General features: G+C 63.0%; 21 protein-coding genes. 17 read left to right on the top strand and 4 right to left on the bottom strand.

All coding sequences use genetic code 11. The features are described 5' to 3' along the window. Positions 1-33 precede the first annotated feature (33 nt). The 6 genes from EOA85_RS37190 to EOA85_RS00430 all read left to right on the top strand — a co-directional run bounded on the left by EOA85_RS37190 (position 34) and on the right by EOA85_RS00430 (position 3,433). Positions 34-198 carry a hypothetical protein gene (locus EOA85_RS37190; protein ID WP_164759426.1) on the top strand — a complete coding sequence of 55 codons (165 nt, stop codon included), beginning with the start codon at positions 34-36 and terminating at the stop codon, positions 196-198. Positions 199-268: 70 nt separating this feature from the next. After that, entirely contained in the window at positions 269-841 is a 573-nt protein-coding gene (locus tag EOA85_RS00450) for an urease accessory protein UreE (protein ID WP_127207940.1), read from the top strand. Then, positions 834-1,505 (top strand): urease accessory protein UreF, encoded by a 672-nt coding sequence (locus tag EOA85_RS00445; protein ID WP_127207939.1) that lies wholly within the window; start codon positions 834-836, stop codon positions 1,503-1,505. The genes EOA85_RS00450 and EOA85_RS00445 overlap by 8 nt, the downstream gene beginning before the upstream one ends. Beyond that, the gene (locus EOA85_RS00440) at positions 1,502-1,942 is read left to right on the top strand and encodes a DUF3995 domain-containing protein (RefSeq protein ID WP_127207938.1); all 441 of its coding nucleotides are present in this window, start codon (positions 1,502-1,504) and stop codon (positions 1,940-1,942) included. Before EOA85_RS00445 ends, EOA85_RS00440 begins: the two co-directional genes overlap by 4 nt. Further along, positions 1,939-2,580, top strand: a complete 642-nt coding sequence (gene ureG, locus EOA85_RS00435; protein WP_127207937.1) for an urease accessory protein UreG — start codon at positions 1,939-1,941, stop codon at positions 2,578-2,580. Before EOA85_RS00440 ends, ureG begins: the two co-directional genes overlap by 4 nt. Positions 2,581-2,665: 85 nt before the next feature. Continuing rightward, entirely contained in the window at positions 2,666-3,433 is a 768-nt protein-coding gene (locus EOA85_RS00430) for a class II aldolase and adducin N-terminal domain-containing protein (RefSeq protein ID WP_127207936.1), read from the top strand. A 3-nt stretch (positions 3,434-3,436) separates the two neighbouring features. On the opposite strand, the gene EOA85_RS00425 is transcribed toward EOA85_RS00430, so the two are convergent. Beyond that, positions 3,437-4,069: an HAD family phosphatase gene (locus EOA85_RS00425; RefSeq protein ID WP_095517549.1), complete on the bottom strand. Its 633-nt coding sequence runs from the start codon at positions 4,067-4,069 to the stop codon at positions 3,437-3,439. Between the two features lie 248 nt (positions 4,070-4,317). On the opposite strand from EOA85_RS00425, the gene EOA85_RS00420 reads away from it, so the two are divergent. After that, positions 4,318-5,274, top strand: a complete 957-nt coding sequence (locus EOA85_RS00420) for a sugar-binding transcriptional regulator (protein ID WP_127207935.1) — start codon at positions 4,318-4,320, stop codon at positions 5,272-5,274. A gap of 21 nt (positions 5,275-5,295) precedes the next feature. Here EOA85_RS00420 and EOA85_RS00415 read toward each other — a convergent pair whose 3' ends face one another. Then, complete coding sequence (locus tag EOA85_RS00415; protein WP_065011651.1) at positions 5,296-5,481, bottom strand: hypothetical protein; 186 nt, start codon at positions 5,479-5,481, stop codon at positions 5,296-5,298. Between the two features lie 110 nt (positions 5,482-5,591). On the opposite strand from EOA85_RS00415, the gene gcvA reads away from it, so the two are divergent. The 9 genes from gcvA to EOA85_RS00370 all read left to right on the top strand — a co-directional run bounded on the left by gcvA (position 5,592) and on the right by EOA85_RS00370 (position 15,516). Beyond that, positions 5,592-6,500 carry a transcriptional regulator GcvA gene (gcvA, locus tag EOA85_RS00410; protein WP_127207934.1) on the top strand — a complete coding sequence of 303 codons (909 nt, stop codon included), beginning with the start codon at positions 5,592-5,594 and terminating at the stop codon, positions 6,498-6,500. Positions 6,501-6,723: 223 nt separating this feature from the next. Then, positions 6,724-8,034: a sugar ABC transporter substrate-binding protein gene (locus EOA85_RS00405; RefSeq protein ID WP_127207933.1), complete on the top strand. Its 1,311-nt coding sequence runs from the start codon at positions 6,724-6,726 to the stop codon at positions 8,032-8,034. A gap of 118 nt (positions 8,035-8,152) precedes the next feature. Next, a complete protein-coding gene (locus EOA85_RS00400) occupies positions 8,153-9,025 on the top strand; it encodes a sugar ABC transporter permease (RefSeq protein WP_127207932.1) in 873 nt (290 codons plus the stop codon). 11 nt (positions 9,026-9,036) lie between these two features. Beyond that, positions 9,037-9,861, top strand: a complete 825-nt coding sequence (locus tag EOA85_RS00395; protein WP_023801521.1) for a carbohydrate ABC transporter permease — start codon at positions 9,037-9,039, stop codon at positions 9,859-9,861. Between the two features lie 50 nt (positions 9,862-9,911). Continuing rightward, positions 9,912-10,916: an ABC transporter ATP-binding protein gene (locus tag EOA85_RS00390; RefSeq protein WP_065011647.1), complete on the top strand. Its 1,005-nt coding sequence runs from the start codon at positions 9,912-9,914 to the stop codon at positions 10,914-10,916. Then, entirely contained in the window at positions 10,913-11,683 is a 771-nt protein-coding gene (locus EOA85_RS00385; RefSeq protein WP_127207931.1) for an L-iditol 2-dehydrogenase, read from the top strand. The genes EOA85_RS00390 and EOA85_RS00385 overlap by 4 nt, the downstream gene beginning before the upstream one ends. Positions 11,684-11,754: 71 nt before the next feature. After that, positions 11,755-13,233, top strand: a complete 1,479-nt coding sequence (locus tag EOA85_RS00380) for a mannitol dehydrogenase family protein (RefSeq protein ID WP_127207930.1) — start codon at positions 11,755-11,757, stop codon at positions 13,231-13,233. 16 nt (positions 13,234-13,249) lie between these two features. Next, complete coding sequence (locus EOA85_RS00375) at positions 13,250-13,933, top strand: HAD-IA family hydrolase (protein WP_127207929.1); 684 nt, start codon at positions 13,250-13,252, stop codon at positions 13,931-13,933. Further along, on the top strand, positions 13,930-15,516 hold the full coding sequence (locus EOA85_RS00370) for an FGGY-family carbohydrate kinase (RefSeq protein WP_127207928.1): 1,587 nt from the start codon (positions 13,930-13,932) through the stop codon (positions 15,514-15,516). Before EOA85_RS00375 ends, EOA85_RS00370 begins: the two co-directional genes overlap by 4 nt. Before the next feature lie 26 nt (positions 15,517-15,542). On the opposite strand, the gene EOA85_RS00365 is transcribed toward EOA85_RS00370, so the two are convergent. Further along, positions 15,543-16,121, bottom strand: coding sequence for a histidine phosphatase family protein (locus tag EOA85_RS00365; protein ID WP_127207927.1), 579 nt, complete (start codon positions 16,119-16,121; stop codon positions 15,543-15,545). A gap of 274 nt (positions 16,122-16,395) precedes the next feature. Here EOA85_RS00365 and EOA85_RS00360 point away from each other — a divergent pair, with 274 nt between their 5' ends. Continuing rightward, positions 16,396-17,799 (top strand): MATE family efflux transporter, encoded by a 1,404-nt coding sequence (locus EOA85_RS00360; protein ID WP_127207926.1) that lies wholly within the window; start codon positions 16,396-16,398, stop codon positions 17,797-17,799. Positions 17,800-18,053: 254 nt separating this feature from the next. On the opposite strand, the gene EOA85_RS00355 is transcribed toward EOA85_RS00360, so the two are convergent. After that, positions 18,054-20,419, bottom strand: a 2,366-nt coding sequence (locus EOA85_RS00355; RefSeq protein WP_245485541.1) for an adenylate/guanylate cyclase domain-containing protein, incomplete at its 5' end; no start/stop codon positions are given.

The following is a 20,419-nucleotide window of genomic DNA, read 5'->3' as shown; positions in this document are numbered from 1 at the left end:
CTATAGCTGACGCAGAACGTGCCGCACCGGGCCATGGACCAGAAACTCCCTTACGCCCACGACATCTTCCCGCACATCCGCATCGTCATGGGCATGGTGATCGGCCTCGGCGTCACGCGTCATCCTGCGGCTCTTCGACACGTTCGTTTGACCACAGCGGGTCCTTTCGGACGCGCAAAGGACGCTGTAAAAACTTGAATTCGGGGCATGCGCCGGCATTGGGCCGATGTTCGGGATGGTCTAGGCTTTTTGGAAAGGCAGTTTTTACATGAAGCTCGACATCCGCACAGATTTCACCAAATTCCCGCGTGCCGTCTCGGTGCTCGCCGCCGGCCAAGCGGGGGCGGTCACGCCCTATGATCGTGCCGTGCTGGCCCATGACGAGCGGCATCTGCGCCGCCGCGCCATCGAAACGGCCCGTAGCGACAAGGTGCTGGTCGACCTGCCCGAGCCGGTTGCCTTGAACGACGGCGACCGGCTGGTGCTGGAGGATGGCCGCCACATCGAGATCATTGCGGCCGAGGAACCGCTCTACGATATCCGTGCCGAGGGCGCCGTGCATCTGGCCGAACTCGCCTGGCATATCGGCAACCGGCACCTTGCGGCCGCCATAGAGGCGGATCGCATCCTCATCCTGCGCGACCATGTCATCAAGACGATGCTGGAAGGCCTGGGCGCCACGGTGAGCGACGTTTCCGAGCCGTTCAAGCCGGTGCGCGGCGCCTATTCCGGGCATGGCGGCCATGCTCATGCCGAGGCGCATGCACACAGCCACGCTGAAGCGCATTCCCATACGCATAGCGAGTCGCATTCCCACAGCCATTCACACGACCATGACTGACCAGCCTTCCAACATCGCTTTGTTGCGGCTGATGGCGTGGCTGTCGCCTGCCTTCCCGGTCGGCGGCTTTTCCTACAGCCATGGTCTCGAACAAGCCGTGCATGCCGGGCTGGTCGCCGACAGCGAAAGCCTCGCCGCGTGGCTGGAGACGCTGGTCGAGATGGGCTCGGGCTGGAACGACGCGGTGCTGTTTGCCGAAAGCTGGCGGCGCGCCCGCGAGGGCGGCGATCTCGCCGAAATCGCGGCCCTCGCCGAGGCCCTGGCCGGCTCGCGCGAGCGCCATGCCGAGACCATGCTGCAGGGCGCCGCCTTCCTGAAGGCGGCTTCGGCCTGGCCCTGCCAGGTGCTGGACCGTCTGCCGGCCGAGTGCGCCTATTGCGTCGCAGTCGGCGCAACTGCCGGCGGCAACGCCATTGCCCTGCAGGATGCGCTGTCGGCCTTCCTGCAGGCCTTCTTCTCCAATTTGGTCCAGGCCGCGATCAGGCTCGGCGTCGTCGGCCAGACGGGCGCCACCGCGCTGCTCGCCGGCTTCGAACCCCTGGCGCTTGGCGTCGCCGCCCGTGCTGCCGGCTCGACGCTGGATGATCTCGGCGCCTGCGCGTTCGTTTCGGACGTCATGGCGATGAAGCACGAGACGCAATATTCGCGGCTGTTCCGCTCATGATCGTCCTCGCTTTCGCCCTCTCGCTGGTCCTGCTGCTGATCACCGCACTGCATGTCTATTGGGGCATTGGCGGGATCTGGCCGGGCAGGGACGCTGCCTCCTGCGCCCGCGCGGTGGTCGGCTTCCGTGGCGTCGACGAAATGCCAGCGCCCTTCGCCAGCTTTGCCGTTGCTGCCTGTCTCGGCCTGGCGACACTGTGGCCGATGGCGCTCGAAGGCGTGTTTGCCACGCCCTTTCCCAAGGCTGGGCTCGCCGCGACAGCGCTGCTCATCGCGCTGGTCTTCTTGGCGCGCGGCATTGCCGGCTTTACACCGTGGTGGCGCCGGCTGGCGCCCGAACAGCCCTTCGCCCGGCTCGATGTCAGCTATTATTCGCCGTTGTGCCTTTTGATCGGGCTCGGCTTCGCCGTCCTTGCCATCACGGAGTTCGCTAGATGACACAAGCCAATGGTCCCCTTCGCATCGGCATCGGCGGCCCCGTCGGCTCCGGCAAGACGACGCTCACCGAAAAGCTCTGCAAGGCGCTGCGCGACGAGTTCTCCATCGCCGTGGTCACCAACGATATCTATACCAAGGAAGATGCCATGATGCTGGCCCGGCTTCAGGCGCTACCCGAGGATCGCATCATGGGCGTCGAAACCGGCGGCTGCCCGCACACCGCCATCCGCGAGGACGCCTCGATCAATCTGCAGGCGATCGCCGAGATGACCAAAAAATTCCCGGATCTCGATATCGTCTTCATCGAATCGGGCGGCGACAATCTTGCCGCCACGTTTTCCCCCGACCTCGCTGATCTGACGCTCTACGTCATCTCCGTCTGCCAAGGCGAGGAAATCCCGCGCAAGGGCGGGCCGGCGATCACCCGGTCCGATTTCCTGGTCATCAACAAGAGCGATCTCGCCCCTTATGTGAACGTCAACCTCGATGTCATGGAGAGCGATGCCGCCCGCATGCGCGGCAAGCGGCGGTTCGGCTTCACCGATCTGTCGCGCGGCAAGGGGCTGCAGGAAGTGATCGATTTCATAATCGAGCATGGCGGGCTGCGCGCCGGTGCCGCCAGAAGCACTGCGGCGTGAGGCAAAGCGCTCGTCTGCACCAAACGAAACCGGTTGCGCGCATCCGCGGCGCGCGGCATCCTTGTTTCTTTCACGGAGGTTTTCGATGAGCATCGCCCGCTTGCAGAAGGAAATGCTGACCAACCTGCCCTTCTACGAGGAGCGCGTCGATCTGGCTTGCGCCTTCCGCTGGACGGCGCGGCTCAACATGCATGAAGCCGTGGCCAATCATTTCTCGCTGGCCGTCAACGATGACGGCTCGCAATTCCTGATGAATCCCAACCAGGTGCATTTCTCACGCATCAAGGCGAGCGACCTGCTGCTCATCGACGCCAACGATCCCGATACGCTCTCCGGCCCGAATGCACCCGACCCGACGGCCTGGGGCCTGCATGGCGCCATCCATCGTAATGTGCGTCATGCGCGCTGCGTCATGCATGTGCACTCGATCCACGCCACGGTGCTCGCTTCGCTCGCCGACTCGACGTTGCCGCCGATCGACCAGAACTCGGCGATCTTCTTCAACCGTCACGTCGTCGATGGCCATTATGGCGGGCTCGCCTTCGAGGAAGAGGGCGAACGCTGCTCACAGCTGCTTACCGATCCGAAGGTCAAGGTAATGGTCATGGGCAACCATGGCGTGCTGGTCATCGGCGATAGCGTCGCCGACACCTTCAACCGCATGTTCTATTTCGAACGCGCCGCCGAGACCTACATCAAGGCGCTGTGGACCGGCCGACCGCTGCGGGTCCTGTCGGACGAAATCGCCGAGAAGGCAGCAACGGAGCAGGAAGAGTATCCCGGCCAGGCCGAGCGGCACCTTTCCGAATTGAAGGCGATCCTCGACGAGCAGGAGCCCGTTTACCGGAACTGATGCCTAAAGGCCCAGCTCAGCCCGCAACTCGTCGGCGCTGTTGATGACGATCGCGCCGGGCGGCCCTTCCATAGGCACTTCCGGCCAGAAGATCGTCCTCATCCCCGCCGCCAATCCCGCCGTGACGCCGGTCACGCTGTCGTCGACGGCCACGGCATCGGCCGGATCGACATCGGCCAGCCATGCGGCGCGCAGGAACGGCTCGGCATGCGGCTTGCCTTCGCGCACGTCGTTGCGGCTGACCGTCTTCATGCCGGGATAGAACAGACCGACCATGCGCAGATTGGCGTCGACGACCAGCCGGTCGGAATTGGACACCACCGCTTGCGCCACGCCAAGCGCGCGCAGCTCGTTGAAGATCTCGATCGCGCCGGGGCGCGGCTTCAGCGTCTCGGCCATCGGCAAATAGTGGTCGTATTTGCGCACGATCCAGTCATCGAAGGGCAGGTCGAGGCCGAACTCGTCGCGCAGCATCTCGTAGACCGGCCATGCGGCAATGCCGAGCACCCGCTCATGCAGGTCGGCCGGCGCCGCGATGCCGACGCTGTGCAGCGCCGCAATCAGCGCCGCCTCGTGCAATGGCTCGCTGTCGACCAGCGTGCCGTCCATGTCCCAGAAAACCGCTTTCGGCGTCATGCGAGGCTCCTTTGTCCGAATCCCTTAAAGGGTTTGCGTCGGGAGATAAACCGCCGCGCCGACATTGCCGGACTCATGAATTGCCGGACTTCAAAAACTGCTTGGCTACGATCATCCCCTGGAAACACCACAGGCACCTTGAGTACCTACCTAAGCAATTGCTCTGTCGGTAGGCAATTGCGCCCAAGCGCATTTCGCCGTAAAAGTAAGGCGCTCCGTCTCGATTGTCGGGGCAGGGAGGCAGCAAGTTGAATTCCCGGCAGGACAGCGGCAGCAACAGGCTGGACGACGCGGCGCGCGCCGGCTGGCTCTATTATGTCGCAGGTAACACGCAAGACCAGATCGCCTCGACGCTCGGCATCTCACGACAGACGGCGCAGCGGCTGGTGTCGCTGGCGGTGTCGGAAGGGCTTATCAAGGTGCGTGTCGACCACCCGATCGCCAATTGCCTCGACCTCGCGACCCGGCTGAAATCGCGCTTCGCGCTCGATCTGGTCGAGGTGGTGCCGAGCGATCCCGCTTCCTCCTCCACCATCGGAGTCGCCGTGGCGGCGGCTGCCGAAATCGAAAGACGGTTGCGCTCGCCGACGCCGATCGTCATGGCGATCGGCACCGGCCGCACGCTGAAGGCGGCGATCGAGCAGCTGCCGCCGATGGAATGCCCGCAGCACAAGGTGGTGTCGCTGACTGGTAACATCTCGCCCGACGGTTCGGCGGCTTTCTACAACGTCATCTTCACCATGGCCGACAGGGTCAAGGCGCGCTCCTTCCCAATGCCGTTGCCGGTCATCGCCTCCTCGCCGGAGGAGCGCGAGATGCTGCTCAGCCAACCGATGATCCAACCGACGCTGGCACTTGCCGCGGAGGCCGACGTCACCTTCGTCGGCATCGGCGATCTCGGCCCCAAGGCGCCGCTTTACGAGGACGGCTTCATTTCGCAAAGTGAACTGAGGGCGCTGCAAAAAGCGGGCGGCGTCGCTGAGATCGTCGGCTGGGTGTTCGATCGCGAAGGCCGGATGATCGAGGGCATCACCAATGACAGAGTGTCCTCGGCATCTTTGCCGTCGCGTGAAAAATCGCTGGTGATCGCGCTCGCCATGGGCGAGCGGAAACTACCGGGCATCCTTGCGGCTGTAAACCGGCGGCTGGTCAACGGTCTCATCACCGACGAGCAGACCGCCGCCGCCTTGCTGGCCACCAGCTGATTTGCGATAAGTCCAGCAAGGCTATTTACGCCGGCCGTAAGGATCGTTGCCGTCGAGGAAACCCATGTCGCGCTGCAGATGCGGCGGCAATTCCCTGATGTCGAGATAAGCCCGTTTTCTGGCTCCGTGCCGTGCCAATCCACGCGCCAGCCGCAAAAACCAGCCTCGGCCTGGCGTCAGAAATAGCTTTTCCTGTACAATGGTCATGATCGTCAGCCTTCGTTATTTCTGGACGAGATTGATCGTCGACCTCAAATATCGGCTGGATCGGGCCTTGCTGCCAATCAAACGTCGATCACGGCCCATAAGGAGTGCTTATGCCTGAACTCAAGTCACGGCAGGTCTCCCAGCTCCCTCCGCTTCAGGCGATCCGGGTGTTCGAGGCGGTGGCGCGGCATCTTTCCTTCACCAAGGCCGCCGGCGAGCTCGGCATGACGCAGGCGGCGGCGAGCTATCAGATCAAGCTTCTGGAGGAGCGCGTCGGCGCGCCTTTGTTCCTGCGCCGGCCAAGGCAGATCGTGTTGACCGAGGCCGGGCAACGCATGGCGCCTGCGGTCAGCGAGGCGTTCGCCCTGTTGGGTGGAGCCTATGCCGCGGCGCGCAGCGGCGCCGATGGGATGCTCTGCGTCTCGACGCTGCTGACCTTTGCCTCGAACTGGCTGGCGCAGCATCTCGGCTCGTTCCAGGTCGCGCATCCGTCGCTGGCCGTGCGTCTCGATACATCGAACCGCCTCGTCGATTTCGCCCGCGAGGACGTCGACATCGCCATCCGTTCGGGCGGCGGAAACTGGCCGGGCGTGGAGGTGCACAAGCTTTTCAATGCGGACTTCACGCCGATGCTGAGCCCGAAACTCGCGGCGACCATCGGCGGGGTGAAGGAGCCGGCCGACCTGTTGCGCCTGCCGATCCTCGATCCCGGCGACATCTGGTGGCGGGACTGGTTTATCGCCGCCGGCCTGCCGGTCGAGGAACTGGCCAAGCGCCCCGGCTCCAGCATGGGGGCGCAGGCCTATGAGGCAAACGCCGCGATTGCCGGGCAGGGCGTGGCGATTGTGACGGCCGCTCTCTTCAAGGCCGAGCTTGCCGATGGCCGCCTGATCCAGCCTTTCGATCTGGTCGGCGACGACGGCCACGCCTACTGGCTGGTCTATCCCCAGGCGCGGCGCAACGTGCCGAAGATCCGCGCTTTTCGCGAATGGATCCTGGCTGAGATTGCCGGCCAGTAGGTCGGCAATTGTCCAATCAAGTGGGCGCCGAAATCCGGCATTTCGCGTGTGCCGATAGCCATCCCACTGTTCTTCAAATACCCCCGAACGCGTCTCGAACCGGATGCCGCACGAGCTTTCGTGCTGCGCTGCAGCAACGAATCCGGCTTGACATAAATCATACAAAATGAGTAATTGCTCACAACCAAGGCAAATGCTCAGCTTGGTCTATGGGAGGAATTTGATGAAACTTCGCACGCTCACCCTGGGTCTGTTGTCGGCCAGTACCCTCGCGTTCGCCGCGCATGCCGAATCCATCACCATCGCCACCGTCAACAATGGCGATATGGTCCGCATGCAGACGCTGACCGACGACTTCACCGCCAAAAATCCCGATATCCAGCTCCAGTGGGTCACGCTCGAGGAGAACGTGCTGCGTGAGCGCGTCACCACTGACATCGCCACCAAGGGCGGCCAGTACGACGTGATGACCATCGGCACCTACGAAGTTCCGATCTGGGCCAAGCAGAGCTGGCTGCTGCCGCTCGACAATCTCGGCGACGACTATGACGTCAAGGACATCATCCCGGCCATCGCCAACGGCCTGTCGGTCGACGGCAAGCTTTATGCTGCACCGTTCTACGGCGAAAGCTCCTTCGTCATGTACCGCAAGGACCTGATGGAGAAGGCCGGGCTGACCATGCCCGACGCGCCGACCTGGGACTTCATCAAGCAGGCCGCCGAGAAGATGACCGATCGCGCCAACGGCGTGAACGGCGTCTGCTTGCGGGGCAAGGCCGGCTGGGGCGAGAACATGGCCTTCCTGACCGCCATGTCGAACTCCTTCGGCGCACGCTGGTTCGATGAGAACTGGAAGCCGCAATTCGACCAGCCCGAGTGGAAGAACACGCTGCAGTTCTATGTCGACCTGATGAAGGCCAATGGCCCCGAGGGCGCATCTTCGAACGGCTTCAACGAAAACCTGGCGCTGTTCCAGCAGGGCAAGTGCGGCATGTGGATAGACGCCACCGTCGCTGCGTCCTTCGTCTCAGACCCGAAGAACTCCACGGTCGCCGATAAGGTCGGCTATGCGCTGGCGCCCGACAATGGCTTGGGCAAGCGCGGCAACTGGCTGTGGGCCTGGTCGCTGGCCATTCCCGCCGGCACGCAGAAGGCTGACGCCGCTCAGAAGTTCGTGTCCTGGGCAACCAGCAAGGACTATCTCGAGCTCGTTGCATCGAAGGAAGGCTGGGCCAATGTTCCGCCCGGAACGCGCTCCTCGCTCTACGCCAACCCCGAATACCAGAAGGCGGCGCCCTTCGCCAAGATGACGCTGGACTCGATCAACGCCGCCGATCCGACGCATCCGACCGTCAAGCCGGTACCCTATGTCGGTGTCCAGTTCGTCGCCATCCCTGAGTTCCAGGGCCTTGGCACCACCGTCGGCCAGCTCTTTTCGGCCGCACTCGCCGGCCAGACCAGCGTCGACGACGCCTTGAAGCAGGCCCAGGACGCTGCCACCGCAACGATGACCGAGGGCGGTTATATCCAGTAGGCTCCTCCCGGTGCCGAACGCCGGTTGCCCATCATGGCCGGCAGCAGGGGCCGCCCGAATCCCAGTTCGGGCGGCCACCTTCAAACTCAATTTGGCTGACCTTTGAAGGGTGACCGTCATGGCTACTCAGCAGACCCGTTCGCTTGCCCGCTTCATGATGGCGCCATCCGTGGTGCTGCTGTTCGTCTGGATGATCGTTCCGCTGGCATTCACCCTGTGGTTCTCCTTCCAGCAGTACAACCCGCTCAATCCGATCCGCGACGGGTTCGTCGGCTTCTCGAACTACGCCCTTTTCTATTCCAATCCGGCATTCCTGCAGTCGATCCTCAACACGCTAATCCTCGTGGCCAGCGTGCTTTTGATCACGGTGATCGGCGGCATCCTGCTGGCGCTGCTGATCGATCAACCGATGTGGGGACAGGGCATCGTCCGCATCCTCGTCATATCGCCGTTCTTCGTCATGCCGCCCGTGGCCGCACTGGTCTGGAAGAACATGATCATGCATCCGCAATACGGCGTTTTTGCCGACATTGCGCGCTTCTTCGGCGGGCAGCCGATCGACTGGTTTGGGCAGTATCCCATGCTAGCGATCATCATCATCGTCGCCTGGCAGTGGCTGCCGTTTGCGACATTGATCCTCTTGACGTCCCTGCAGTCGCTCGACGGCGAGCAGAAGGAAGCCGCCGAGATGGACGGGGCCGGCTTCATCAGCCGCTTCATCTATTTGACGCTGCCGCATATGTCGCGCGCCATCACCGTCGTCATCCTGATCCAGACGATCTTCCTTCTGTCGGTCTATGCCGAGATCCTCGTCACCACCAATGGCGGCCCGGGCTACGCCTCCACCAACCTGCCCTTCCTCGTCTACCAGAAGGCGTTGCTGGAGTTCAAAATCGGCCAGGCATCCGCCGGCGGCATCCTCGCCGTCATTCTCGCCAACATCGTCGCCTTCTTCGCCATGCGCGCGGTCGGCAAGAACCTGGACAAATAAGGGAGGAAACGATGGCACGTGCAGTCAGCACCCAACACAAGACGATTGCGACCGCGGCCGCCTGGATCGTCGCCCTGCTGATCTTCTTCCCGATCCTCTACACGATCATCACCTCGTTCAAGTCGGAGCAGGAGGCCATCCAGGGCTTCAACCTGTTTCCGTCGGGAACCACGGAGAGCTATACCGCGGTGGAGGCGCAGAGCGGCTACTTCAAGTTCTTTCTCAACTCCGTGTTCCTGTCGGTCGGCTCGACTATCCTGGCTTTGCTCGTCGCCATACCGGCGGCATGGTCGATGGCGTTCTCGCCGGGCAAGTGGACCAAGGACATCCTGATGTGGATGCTTTCCACCAAGATGATGCCGGCCGTTGCCGTGCTGTTCCCGATCTACCTGATCTTCCGCGATACCGGATTGCTCGACAGCCGCATCGGTCTGATGATCATGCTGATGCTGATCAACCTGCCGATCGTGGTGTGGATGCTCTACACCTACTTCCGCGAAATCCCGGGCGAGATCCTGGAAGCGGCGCGCATGGATGGCGCATCGCTCTGGAACGAGATCGTCTATGTGCTGACGCCGATGGCTGTGCCGGGCATCGCCTCGACAATGCTGCTCAACATCATCCTGGCATGGAACGAGGCGTTCTGGACGATCCGGCTGACCACCACCGAGGCCGCCCCGCTCACCGCCTTCATCAGTTCCTTCTCAAGCCCTCAAGGGTTGTTCTGGGCCAAGCTGTCGGCGGCCTCGACGCTGGCGATCGCGCCGATCCTGATCATGGGCTGGTTCAGCCAGAAGCAGCTGGTGCGCGGCCTGACATTTGGTGCCGTGAAGTAGCGACGTTGCTCGAAGCATCTGGCGAAAAATAACCCCTCGGGGAGGAAACCATGGGAAACATCACGCTCAAGCACGTCTCCAAGTCGTTCGGGTCGACGATCATCATTCCGGGCATCGACCTGGTCATCGAGAACGGCGAGTTCGTCGTCTTCGTCGGCCCGTCAGGCTGCGGCAAGTCCACGCTGCTGCGACTGATCGCCGGGTTGGAGGATACCACCGCCGGCACCATCAACATCGACGGCCGCGACGTCACCGGCGAGGCGCCAGCCAAGCGCAAGCTGGCCATGGTGTTCCAGTCCTATGCGCTCTACCCGCACATGACGGTGGCCAAGAACATCGCCTTCCCGCTGAAGATGGCGGGAGAGGACCAGGCGACCATCGATCGGAAGGTGAAGGACGCGGCGCGCATCCTGAACCTCACCAACTATCTCGATCGCCGCCCCGGCCAGCTCTCCGGCGGTCAGCGCCAGCGCGTCGCCATCGGCCGCGCCATCGTACGGCAGCCATCGGCTTTCCTGTTCGACGAACCTTTGTCCAACCTCGACGCAGCACTGCGCGGCACCATGCGGCTGGAGATCAGCGAGCTGCATCATCAGCTCAAGACGACGATGATCTACGTCACCCACGACCAGGTCGAGGCGATGACCATGGCCGACAAGATCGTCGTGCTCAATGCCGGCAACATCGAACAGGTCGGCTCGCCGATGGAGCTCTACAAGACGCCGAAGAACCTGTTCGTCGCCGGCTTCATCGGTTCGCCCAAGATGAACCTGATCGAAGGCGCGCCGGCGGCCAAACATGGCGCCAAGACCGTCGGCATCCGTCCCGAGCATATGAACATCTCGAAGACTTCAGGCGAATGGAAAGCCACGGTCGGCGTCGCCGAGCATCTCGGCTCCGACACGCTTTTGCACGTGCAGGCCGACGGTGTCGGACCGCTGACGGTGCGCGCCGACGGCGAACTGGCCGCCCATCACGGCGACACGATCTATCTGACGCCGGACAAGACCAAGCTGCACCGCTTCGGCGCCGATGGAAAGGCGATGATGCAATGAGGCTGAAGGGTAAATCGGCGCTGATCACCGGGTCGGCGCGCGGCATCGGCAGGGCGTTCGCCGAAGCCTATGTCCGCGAGGGCGCCATGGTCGCCATCGGCGACATCAATCTCGAAGCCGCCGAAAAGACCGCTTCGGAGATCGGCGGCAACGCTTACGCCGTGAAACTGGACGTCACCGACCTCGCTTCGATCGAGGCGGCGGTCAAGGCGGTCGAGACAAGGGCCGACCGGCTGGATATTCTGATCAACAACGCCGCTCTGTTCGACCTGGCGCCGATCGTCGAGATCAGCAAGGCGAGCTACGACAGATTGTTTTCCGTCAATGTCGCAGGCACGCTGTTCATGCTGCAGGCCGCCGCCCGCTCGATGATCGCGGCTGGTCGGGGCGGCAAGATCATCAACATGGCGAGCCAGGCCGGGCGCCGCGGCGAGGCGCTGGTCGCCGTCTATTGCGCTACCAAGGCCGCCGTTATCTCGCTCACTCAGTCGGCGGGACTCGACCTGATCAAGCACCGCATCAACGTCAACGCCATCGCGCCGGGCGTCGTCGACGGCGAGCACTGGGACCATGTCGATGCCCTGTTCGCCAAATACGAGAACCGGCCGAAGGGCGAGAAGAAGAGGCTGGTCGGCGAAGCCGTGCCCTATGGCCGCATGGGCACTGCGCAAGACCTCACCGGCATAGCGGTGTTCCTGGCCAGCGACGACGCCGAATACATCGTCGCCCAGACCTACAATGTCGATGGCGGCCAGTGGATGAGTTGAGGGGGCGAAGGCGCTCTTCTCCCCGTCTCCTCCACCGGGGGGAAGAGCCGTCCCGCTAAAGGGTAAAGCAGATGACCGTGAAACTCTCTTCTTCCATCCTCGCCAAGCTTCCGCCTGAGGTCGCCGGCCCGAAATATGATCGCGCGGCGCTCAAGGCCGGTATCGTCCATTTCGGGGTCGGCAACTTCCATCGCTCGCATCAGGCCGTCTATCTCGACGACCTGTTCAATGCGGGCCTCGGCCACGACTGGGCAATTGTCGGCGCCGGCGTCTTCGAGGGCGAAAAGGTCGGCCGCGGCAAGTTGCAGGAACAGGACTGGCTGACCACCGTGGTTGAGCAGGATGCTGGCCACATGAGCGTCCGCGTCACCGGTGTCATGATCGACTTCCTGATGCCGGGCGCCGCGGCCGCGATCATAGAACGGCTTGCCGATCCGGCGATAAGGATCGTTTCACTGACCATCACCGAGGGTGGCTACTTCATCGACCCGGCGTCGGGCGTGTTCAACCCGACCCATCCCGACATCGTCGCCGATGCGCAGCCGGAAGCAACGCCGAAAACTGTCTTCGGCATCATTCTGGCCGGGCTGATGCGCCGCCGCGACGACGGCATCGTGCCCTTCACAATCATGTCCTGCGACAACATCCCTCACAACGGCCATGTCACCGCTGATGGCGTCATCGGCCTCGCCCGGCTGATTGACGAGAATCTGGCGACCTGGGTGAGCGATAACGTTGCCTTTCCCAACGGCATGGTCGACCGCATCACGCCGGCCACCACTGACCGCGAGCGTGGCATTCTCTCGAGCGAATTCGGGCTCGACGACAACTGGCCGGTATTCTGCGAACCGTTCAGGCAATGGGTGCTCGAGGATCGTTTCACCAACGGCCGCCCGCCGCTGGAAAAGGTCGGCGTACAGTTCGTCAGTGATGTCGCGCCCTACGAGTTGATGAAGATCCGCATCCTCAATGGCGGTCATGCGACCATCGCCTATCCGGCCGGGCTGATGGACATCCATTTCGTCCACGAGGCAATGCAGGAGCCGCTGGTGCGCGGCTTTCTCGACAGACTGGAGCACGACGAGATCATCCCGACGGTGCCGCCGGTGCCGGACACCGTGTTGGAAGACTATTATCAACTCATTGAGCACCGCTTCTCCAATCCGAAGATCGGCGACACCATCCGCAGGCTCTGCCTCGACGGCTCCAACCGGCAGCCGAAATTCATCATCCCGACCATCGCCGACCGGTTGAAGGCCGGCAAGGGCGTCGCCGGCCTGGCGCTGGAATCGGCGCTGTGGTGCCGCTACTGCTTCGGCACCACAGATAGCGGCGTCGTCATCGAACCCAATGATCCGAGCTGGGACCGGCTGCAGACGACAGCCAGGGCGGCAAAGGATACGCCTGCCGCCTGGCTGGCCATGGAAGACATCTATGGCGATGTTGGCCGCTCGGCGCCGTTTGTCGAGGCCTTTGCCCATGCGCTCGAGGCGCTCTGGGCCGATGGTGCGCGTGCGACACTGACGCGCTATCTCGCCGGCAATCTCTAAGATCGGCTCAATGCCCATGACGCCTGACCTGGTCATTTTCGACTGCGACGGCGTGCTGGTCGACAGCGAGGGGCTGTCCGTTTCGGCGCTGCTTAGCATGATCACGCTCGCCGGCGGCAGTGTCAGCGAGGACGCCGCCTATGAGCATTTCCTCGGCAAGAGCATGAAAAACGTCCGCGAAATTCTCGGCCGCGACTTCGGACTTGATATCACCGACCAGCACCTGAGCGAGATGCGCGTCGAGCTGATGCGCAAATTTCGCGAGGAGCTGAAACCGATTCCCGGGATCGGGCAGGTTCTGCCGAGGCTCGCCATGCCATGCTGCGTTGCTTCCTCCGGCACGCTGGACCGCATCCGCTATGCGCTCGACGTCACCGGGCTGCTCGGGCTGCTCGAGCCGCATCTGTTCAGCGCCGCCATGGTGGCGCGGGGCAAGCCGGCGCCGGACCTTTTTCTCCATGCAGCCGCCAATATGGGAGCGATCCCGCAAAATTGTCTCGTCGTCGAGGACAGCCCCGCCGGCGTCGCGGCGGCACGGGCGGCGGGCATGCGCGTCCTTGCCTTCACCGGCGGCTCGCACGCGGGCAGCCCGGCACTGAAAGCGCGGCTTGCGTCGAGTGAACCGGACTTTATATTCGCTGACATGCTGCAATTGCCCGATCTGATTGCAGGCCTGGGAGCGAGAGCAAGAACACCTTGACGAAAAGTTTCGTTTGCGCGGTCGATGTCGGCACCGGGAGCGCCCGTGCGGGCATTCTCGACACCAGAGGCACCTTGCTCGGCCGCGCCGAGCACCCGATCGTCATGAACCGGCCGAAGGCCGATCACGCCGAGCACGATTCGCAGGATATCTGGTCGGCGGTCTGTATTGCCGTGCGCGCGGCCCGCGAAAAAGCCGGCGTGGCAGCGGAGGATATCGTTGGCGTCTCCTTCGACGCCACTTGCTCGCTGGTGGTGCGGGGCAGGGATGGTGGCCAGCTCAGCGTCTCGGTGTCGGGCGACAGGCGCTGGGACACCATCGTCTGGCTCGATCACCGCGCCATTGCCGAGGCCGATGAATGCACCGAAAGCCGCCATGCCGTGCTCGATTATATCGGCGGCGTCATGTCGCCCGAAATGGAGACGCCGAAGCTGATGTGGCTGAAGCGCAACCTGCCCGGGACATGGAACGAAGCCGGCTATCTATTCGACCTAGCCGACTTTCTCAGTTGGAAGGCGACCGGTTCGCTCGCCCGCTCGCAATGCACGCTGACCGCCAAATGGACCTATCTGGCGCATGAAGAGACCGGCTGGCGGCACGACTTCTTCGAAGCGGTCGGGCTCGGCGATCTCTTCGAGCATGGCAATCTGCCTGACAAGGCCAGCCCGGTGGGCGCCGATCTCGGCCGGCTGAGTGCGGAAGCTGCGGCTGAGCTTGGCCTGACCGAAAAATGCCGGGTCGGCGCCGGCGTCATCGACGCCTACGCCGGCGCGCTCGGCGTGCTCGGCGGCTTTGCCGGCGATGAAACCAACATCGGCCGGCATCTGGCGCTGATCGCCGGCACCTCGAGCTGCGTCATGGCGATGACGCCCGACCCGCAACCCTTTGCCGGCGTCTGGGGCCCGTATTATGGCGCAGCGCTGCCCAGCCTTTGGCTGTCGGAAGGCGGCCAGTCGGCCACCGGCGCGCTGCTCGATCACATCATCCGCTGGCACGGCGCCGGCGGTGAGCCGGATGCCGCCATGCACGCCAGGATCGCTCGGCGCGTTGCCGAACTGCGCACCGTCGAGGGCGAGAACCTTGCCGGAAGGCTGTATGTGCTTCCGGATTTCCACGGCAACCGCTCGCCGCTCGCCGACCCGCATGCCGTCGGCGTCATCAGCGGGCTGACGCTGGATTCCTCCTTCGACAGCTTGTGCAAGCTCTATTGGCGTACCGCCGTAAGCATTGCGCTAGGCGTGCGCCATGTGCTGGAAGCCCTGAACGAGAACGGCTATCTGATCGACACGCTGCATGTCACCGGCGGCCACACCAAGAACCCGCTGCTGATGGAGCTTTATGCCGACGCCACCGGCTGCACGGTGGTCGAGCCGCTGGCCGACGAGGCGGTGCTGCTCGGCACCGGCATGATCGCCGCCACCGCCGCCGGCCTTTTTCCCGATTTGAACGCCGCCTGCGTCGCCATGCAGCAAGGCGGCAAGACGCGAGAGCCCAATTCGGCGGCCGCCGGCCGGTTCGACCGCGACTATCGCGTGTTTTTGGAGATGCACCGGCAGAGGCAGGCGCTGGACGCGATCAGATAGACGCGAACAAGCCTTTAAAGCGTCTGCTATCTCTGGTTCCAGCGCCGGATAATTGGTTCGCTAATGTCGTGCTCATAGCCGAGTACGCTTGTGCTGGCGGTATCCAGCACGAACAGAGCTCCATTTTGCGGCGGCAGGCCGAGCCAGCGCGTAGCCAGCACCCGCAGGAAATGAGAGCTTGAAAACACCAGGACATTGCCGTTGACGCCACGCAGCTCGTCGATGATCCGATCCGCCCTTGCGCCGACGTCCTCTGCCGCCTCGCCATCAGGGCAGCCATCGCGAAACAGACGCCAGCCGGGGCGTTCGATGAGGATCTGCTTTGTGGTCAGCCCCTCGTAAGCGCCGTAATCCCATTCCGCCAGATCGGCCTTCTTCACGCCGGCCGAACCGAAGCCGGCCAGCGTACAAGTCTTGAAGGCGCGCTGCGATGGGCTCGACCAGACAGCCTGGAACGAAAGGCCCTGCAACCGCTCAGCGACCCGCCCGGCGGCCTCCTCGCCGGCAGGCGTCAGCGGTATGTCGGTCAGGCCCGTGTGCTTTCCGGAGGCGCTCCATTCCGTCTCGCCATGCCGAACCAGATAGATTTCGGGAAATGCGCTCATCCGCATGCCTTTCGATGGAATCTGATATCATGCCTGCTCTTCAGGTCAGTCAGCGACGCAACCATAGCGGCTTCTGCGCTCTCTCCAAACAAGCGGGAATGAGACCGTACGCGCTGGCTCAACTCTTCCTCTGAGTCAGCCTCTTGCCATAGCTGCCCATTTCGTAGACAAGCCGGGCTGTTAATGCGGAATCCGGGCCGATCACGGCTATTTTCCGCGCTGAGACGCGGCTTCCGGCCTTTTTGCCGACGCGCCGCAATCGGATAGGCGAAAAATGTCTGCGATCGAAGCCGGCGCTCGCGCGCCGGAAAATCTTTGGCGTCAGGAAATCAGGGCGACGCTGGCGCTCGCCTGGCCGATGGTGCTCACCAATCTCGGCCAGACCGCGATGACCGCCACCGACGTCATGATGATGGGGCGGCTGGGTCCGGACACGCTGGCCAGCGGTGCGCTCGGCGCCAACCTCTATTTCATGCCGCTGATCTTCGGGCTCGGCCTGATGCTGGCGACCTCGCCGATGATCGCCACGGAACTCGGCCGCCGTCGCCATTCCGTGCGCGATCTGCGCCGCACCGTGCGGCAGGGCCTGTGGCTGGCGATCCTCATCTCAATCCCGATCTGGATATTTCTCTGGTACGGCGAGGCCGTGTTGCTGGCCATGGGTCAGGAACCGGCGCTGGCACATCAGGCCGGCATCTATCTGCGCTGGCTCGAATGGGCGGTGCTGCCCTTCTACGGCTATATCGTCCTGCGCTCGTTTATCTCGGCGCTGGAACGGCCGGGTTGGGCGCTGGTCATCGTCTTCGTTGCCGTCGCGAGCAATGTCTTCTTCAACTGGGTGTTCATGTTCGGCAATCTCGGCGCTCCTTCGATGGGCATCGCCGGCTCCGGCCTCGCCACCACGCTGTCCAGCACGCTGATGTTCGTCGGCATGGCGGCGGTGGTGATGCTTGAGCCGAAGTTTCGCCGTTATCAGCTGTTCGGGCGCTTCTGGCGGGCCGACTGGCCGCGCTTCAAGGGGCTGCTGCGGCTCGGCCTGCCGATCGCCGGCCTGCTCGCCTTCGAGGTGACGATCTTCAACGCGGCAGCCCTTCTCATGGGGCTGATCGACGCTGCCTCGCTTGCAGCGCATGCCATCGCCATCCAGATCGCCTCGATCAGCTTCATGGTGCCGCTCGGCCTCAACCAGGCGGCGACGGTGCGTGTCGGGCTCGCCTATGGCGCCGGCAATCCGGAAGGCGTTTCCCGCGCCGGCTGGACCGCCTTTGTCATCGGCGTCTCGTTCATGGCGCTGATGGGGCTGGTGATGATCCTGTGGCCGCAACTGCTGATCAGCGCCTTCATCGATCTTGGTGAACCGACCAATGCCAGGGTGATCGGGCTTGCCGTGTCGTTCCTGGCCTTTGCCGCGCTGTTCCAGATTTTCGACGGCGCGCAGGCGGTTGCCGCCGGCATGTTGCGCGGCCTGCACGACACCAAGGTGCCGATGATCTATGCAGCGATCGGCTATTGGGGTATCGGCCTGCCGCTCGGCGTGCTGCTGGCCTTCTATTCCGGGCTCGACGGCGTCGGCATCTGGATCGGCCTGTCGTTGGGGCTGGCGGTGGTGGCGGCGCTGCTTCTGGCCCGCTGGCTGCGGCGCGACAGGATCGCGCCGCCGCTCTCCTTCGGCCATTGATAAAGTGGCTGCCGGTTCGTCCGGTGGCCGCCATGTCCTAACATTGTGGCTCATTCTCAGCGCCAGCCCACGAAAGGTCCGCCAAGCGGCCGAGAGCAGACCGGCAGCTTCGGGCTGCGAACTTTTAAGAGCGGACATTCAGCTTGGTGTGGGTATCGTCGTGACCTGACCCTGAGCCGAACGACGCGAAACCGCTGGAACGGTATGCAAAGATATCGCGAGCGACCAAGGCACTCAGCATTCGTGTCGAGCGTTCAGGTCCGTAGTTGTGCAATAAATTCTTCGAGCACCTTGATGGCTTCGGCTCGGCCAGCGTCTTTCAGGAAGGGTACGTCGATCTCGACCCGCAATCCTTCCTGGATGTGGCGGAGCACCGGCACGGGAGTCGGTTGATCGCCCCGAATTCCAAGCACACGATATGACCGAACAGGTTCCGAAAAGCCTTTGATGGTCAGCGGCGTCAACTCCTCTGACTCGATGTCGTCCTTGACAAGCGCCCAAGTCTCATGCGCCAGCAGAACGCCGCCAAGATCGGCATGTGCCTGAAGGCGCGAGGCGAGATTCACCTCGCCGCCGATGATGGTGTAGTCCATCCGGTCCTCACTGCCGAAATTGCCGACGGTGCAGTAGCCGGTGTTGATTCCGATACGCAGATGGAAGGGCAGTTTATAGCCTGCGTCCACCCACTCTCTCTGCAGTTCTTTCATGCGCCTCTGCATCGCGATCGCCATCCTGACGCAGGCAAGCGCATCTTCTCTGGTGCCTTTCGTCTCGGGGTCGCCGAAGAAGGCGAGGATGGCATCCCCAACATACTTGTCGATGGTTGCGCCGTGCTCCAAGGCAATCTTCGCCATCTCGGTCAGGTACTGATTGAGCAGTTCGGTCAATTCCTCGGACTCGAGTTTGTCCGTCGTCGCGGTAAAGTCGGCAATGTCGGAAAAGAACACGGTGAGTTTCTTTCTCGATGAAGAAATCTCGACGTTCCGTTTGCCCGAGAAGATCGATGAATAAACCTGCGGCGAGAGATACTTGGACAGCTTGCTGGAAAGCGATTCGAGCATGCGGTTCTGTTCGCCGACGCGATTGCTCGCTTCCTCTGCCTCGCGCTTGGCAGCCGCCGTTGCAGTGTGAAGTTGAGCGTTTTCCAGCGCGATCGAGGCGAGCTGTCCAAAGCGCTTCAACAACTCGACCTCTTCCTCGCCGAAGTCGAGCGCCGAGGCGTCGTCGTAAGCAATGCCGAGCACGCCAACGACCGTGTCGCCGGACTTGAGCGGCACCCCCATGATCGCCCGAATAGTGATGTCCATTTGCGCTGCGGCAGCGGCCCGTCCCGGCCAGTTCTGATAGTCGGTGATCACGAGGGGCTCGCCAGTATTCCACACCGTGCCGGCTACCCCTTCGTTTATCGCCAGCCTCTGGCCGATATGCGTGGCGTAGATCCCGACTCCGACCTTGCGCTCGAGAGATTCACCGGCCTCGTCAACCAGGTAGACGTAGCCGTGCTCGGTACCCAGCAACTGCGCTGCTCGACTCGTGAGATCCGACAGAAGCTCGGCAAGATCGAGCCTCGCGATCAACCCGAGCGACGTGTCATGCAAGGCGCCCAGATATTCGCTCTGGCGGCGAAACCGTCTGGCGAGGTTCTCCTGCTCTCTGCGGCGGTTCTCGAGGTCTCCAATGTTCGAAGCCAGTTGCACGGTCATGCTGTTGAAGCTGGCAGCGAGCTTGCCGATTTCATCTCCTGACTCGACCTTCGCGCGGGCCGCGAGGTCGCCTCTGCGCACGCGATCGGCGACACCGGTCAGTCGCTGGATCGGTCCGGCGATACTGTCCCGGAATATCAGGCCAAGCAGCAAGCCCGACAAAACGGCTGCTGCCCCGACGGTCAGGATTATTTGTTGCGCACGTTCGAGCTGGTCCCGGCCACCCGCGAGGTCGACTTGAAGCCGCTGCTGCTCTTGAGTGGCGACAGCGTCGAGGAGCGCGAGCATGCGCTCTGCGATCGGCACTGCCTTCGTGCGGAACAGATAAAGGTCCTCGCGTGCGTGTTCGCCCTCCACCGCCTCGAACATCCGCGCGGGCAGCTCGAGGAATGCAGTCCGGCTCTTGGCCATTCTATCGATCAACGCAGTCTGGTTAGCCGCAAGCGTGGTGCCCTCTTTCGCGATGTTGGACCAGGCCCCTTCGTTGATGTTAAGGTTGGCCTGATACTCATATTTGAAGCTCTCCCGTCCAGTGGTGACATAGCCGCGCAGCCCAGCGACCATCGCGTAGAAGGAGCTCTGGAACGAGGCCAGGTCGGCCAGGAGCGCCGTATTCGCAGCCGTCGGATCACGGTTCCGCTGGGCCAGCATCATGGCTTTGGCCGACGCCACCACCGTCGCTATGAGCGGGTTGGCGTCGCTCACAAGGATCTTGAGCGCGGGTTCCCTGCGCAGCTGATCGTTACGCAGTTCGAATAGCTGCTCGGACAGTGGTTGCCATTCAGCCAGCAGTTGACCGATTTCTTGCATGCCGAGCTCGGCATTGCTGCGCCCGGCTGGCGACTCGCCCTTTGCGCGCAGGAGACCCTCAAGCTCGCGCATGTCGGCAAGGAAGGCCTCGTTGGCCAGCCGATAGC

The sequence above is a fragment of the Mesorhizobium sp. M5C.F.Ca.IN.020.29.1.1 genome, assembly GCF_003997375.1.
Classification (GTDB): Bacteria; Pseudomonadota; Alphaproteobacteria; order Rhizobiales; family Rhizobiaceae; genus Mesorhizobium; species Mesorhizobium wenxiniae.
The sequence above is the reverse complement of the archived record's forward strand: the minus strand, read 5'-3'. Positions and strand labels throughout refer to the sequence as shown.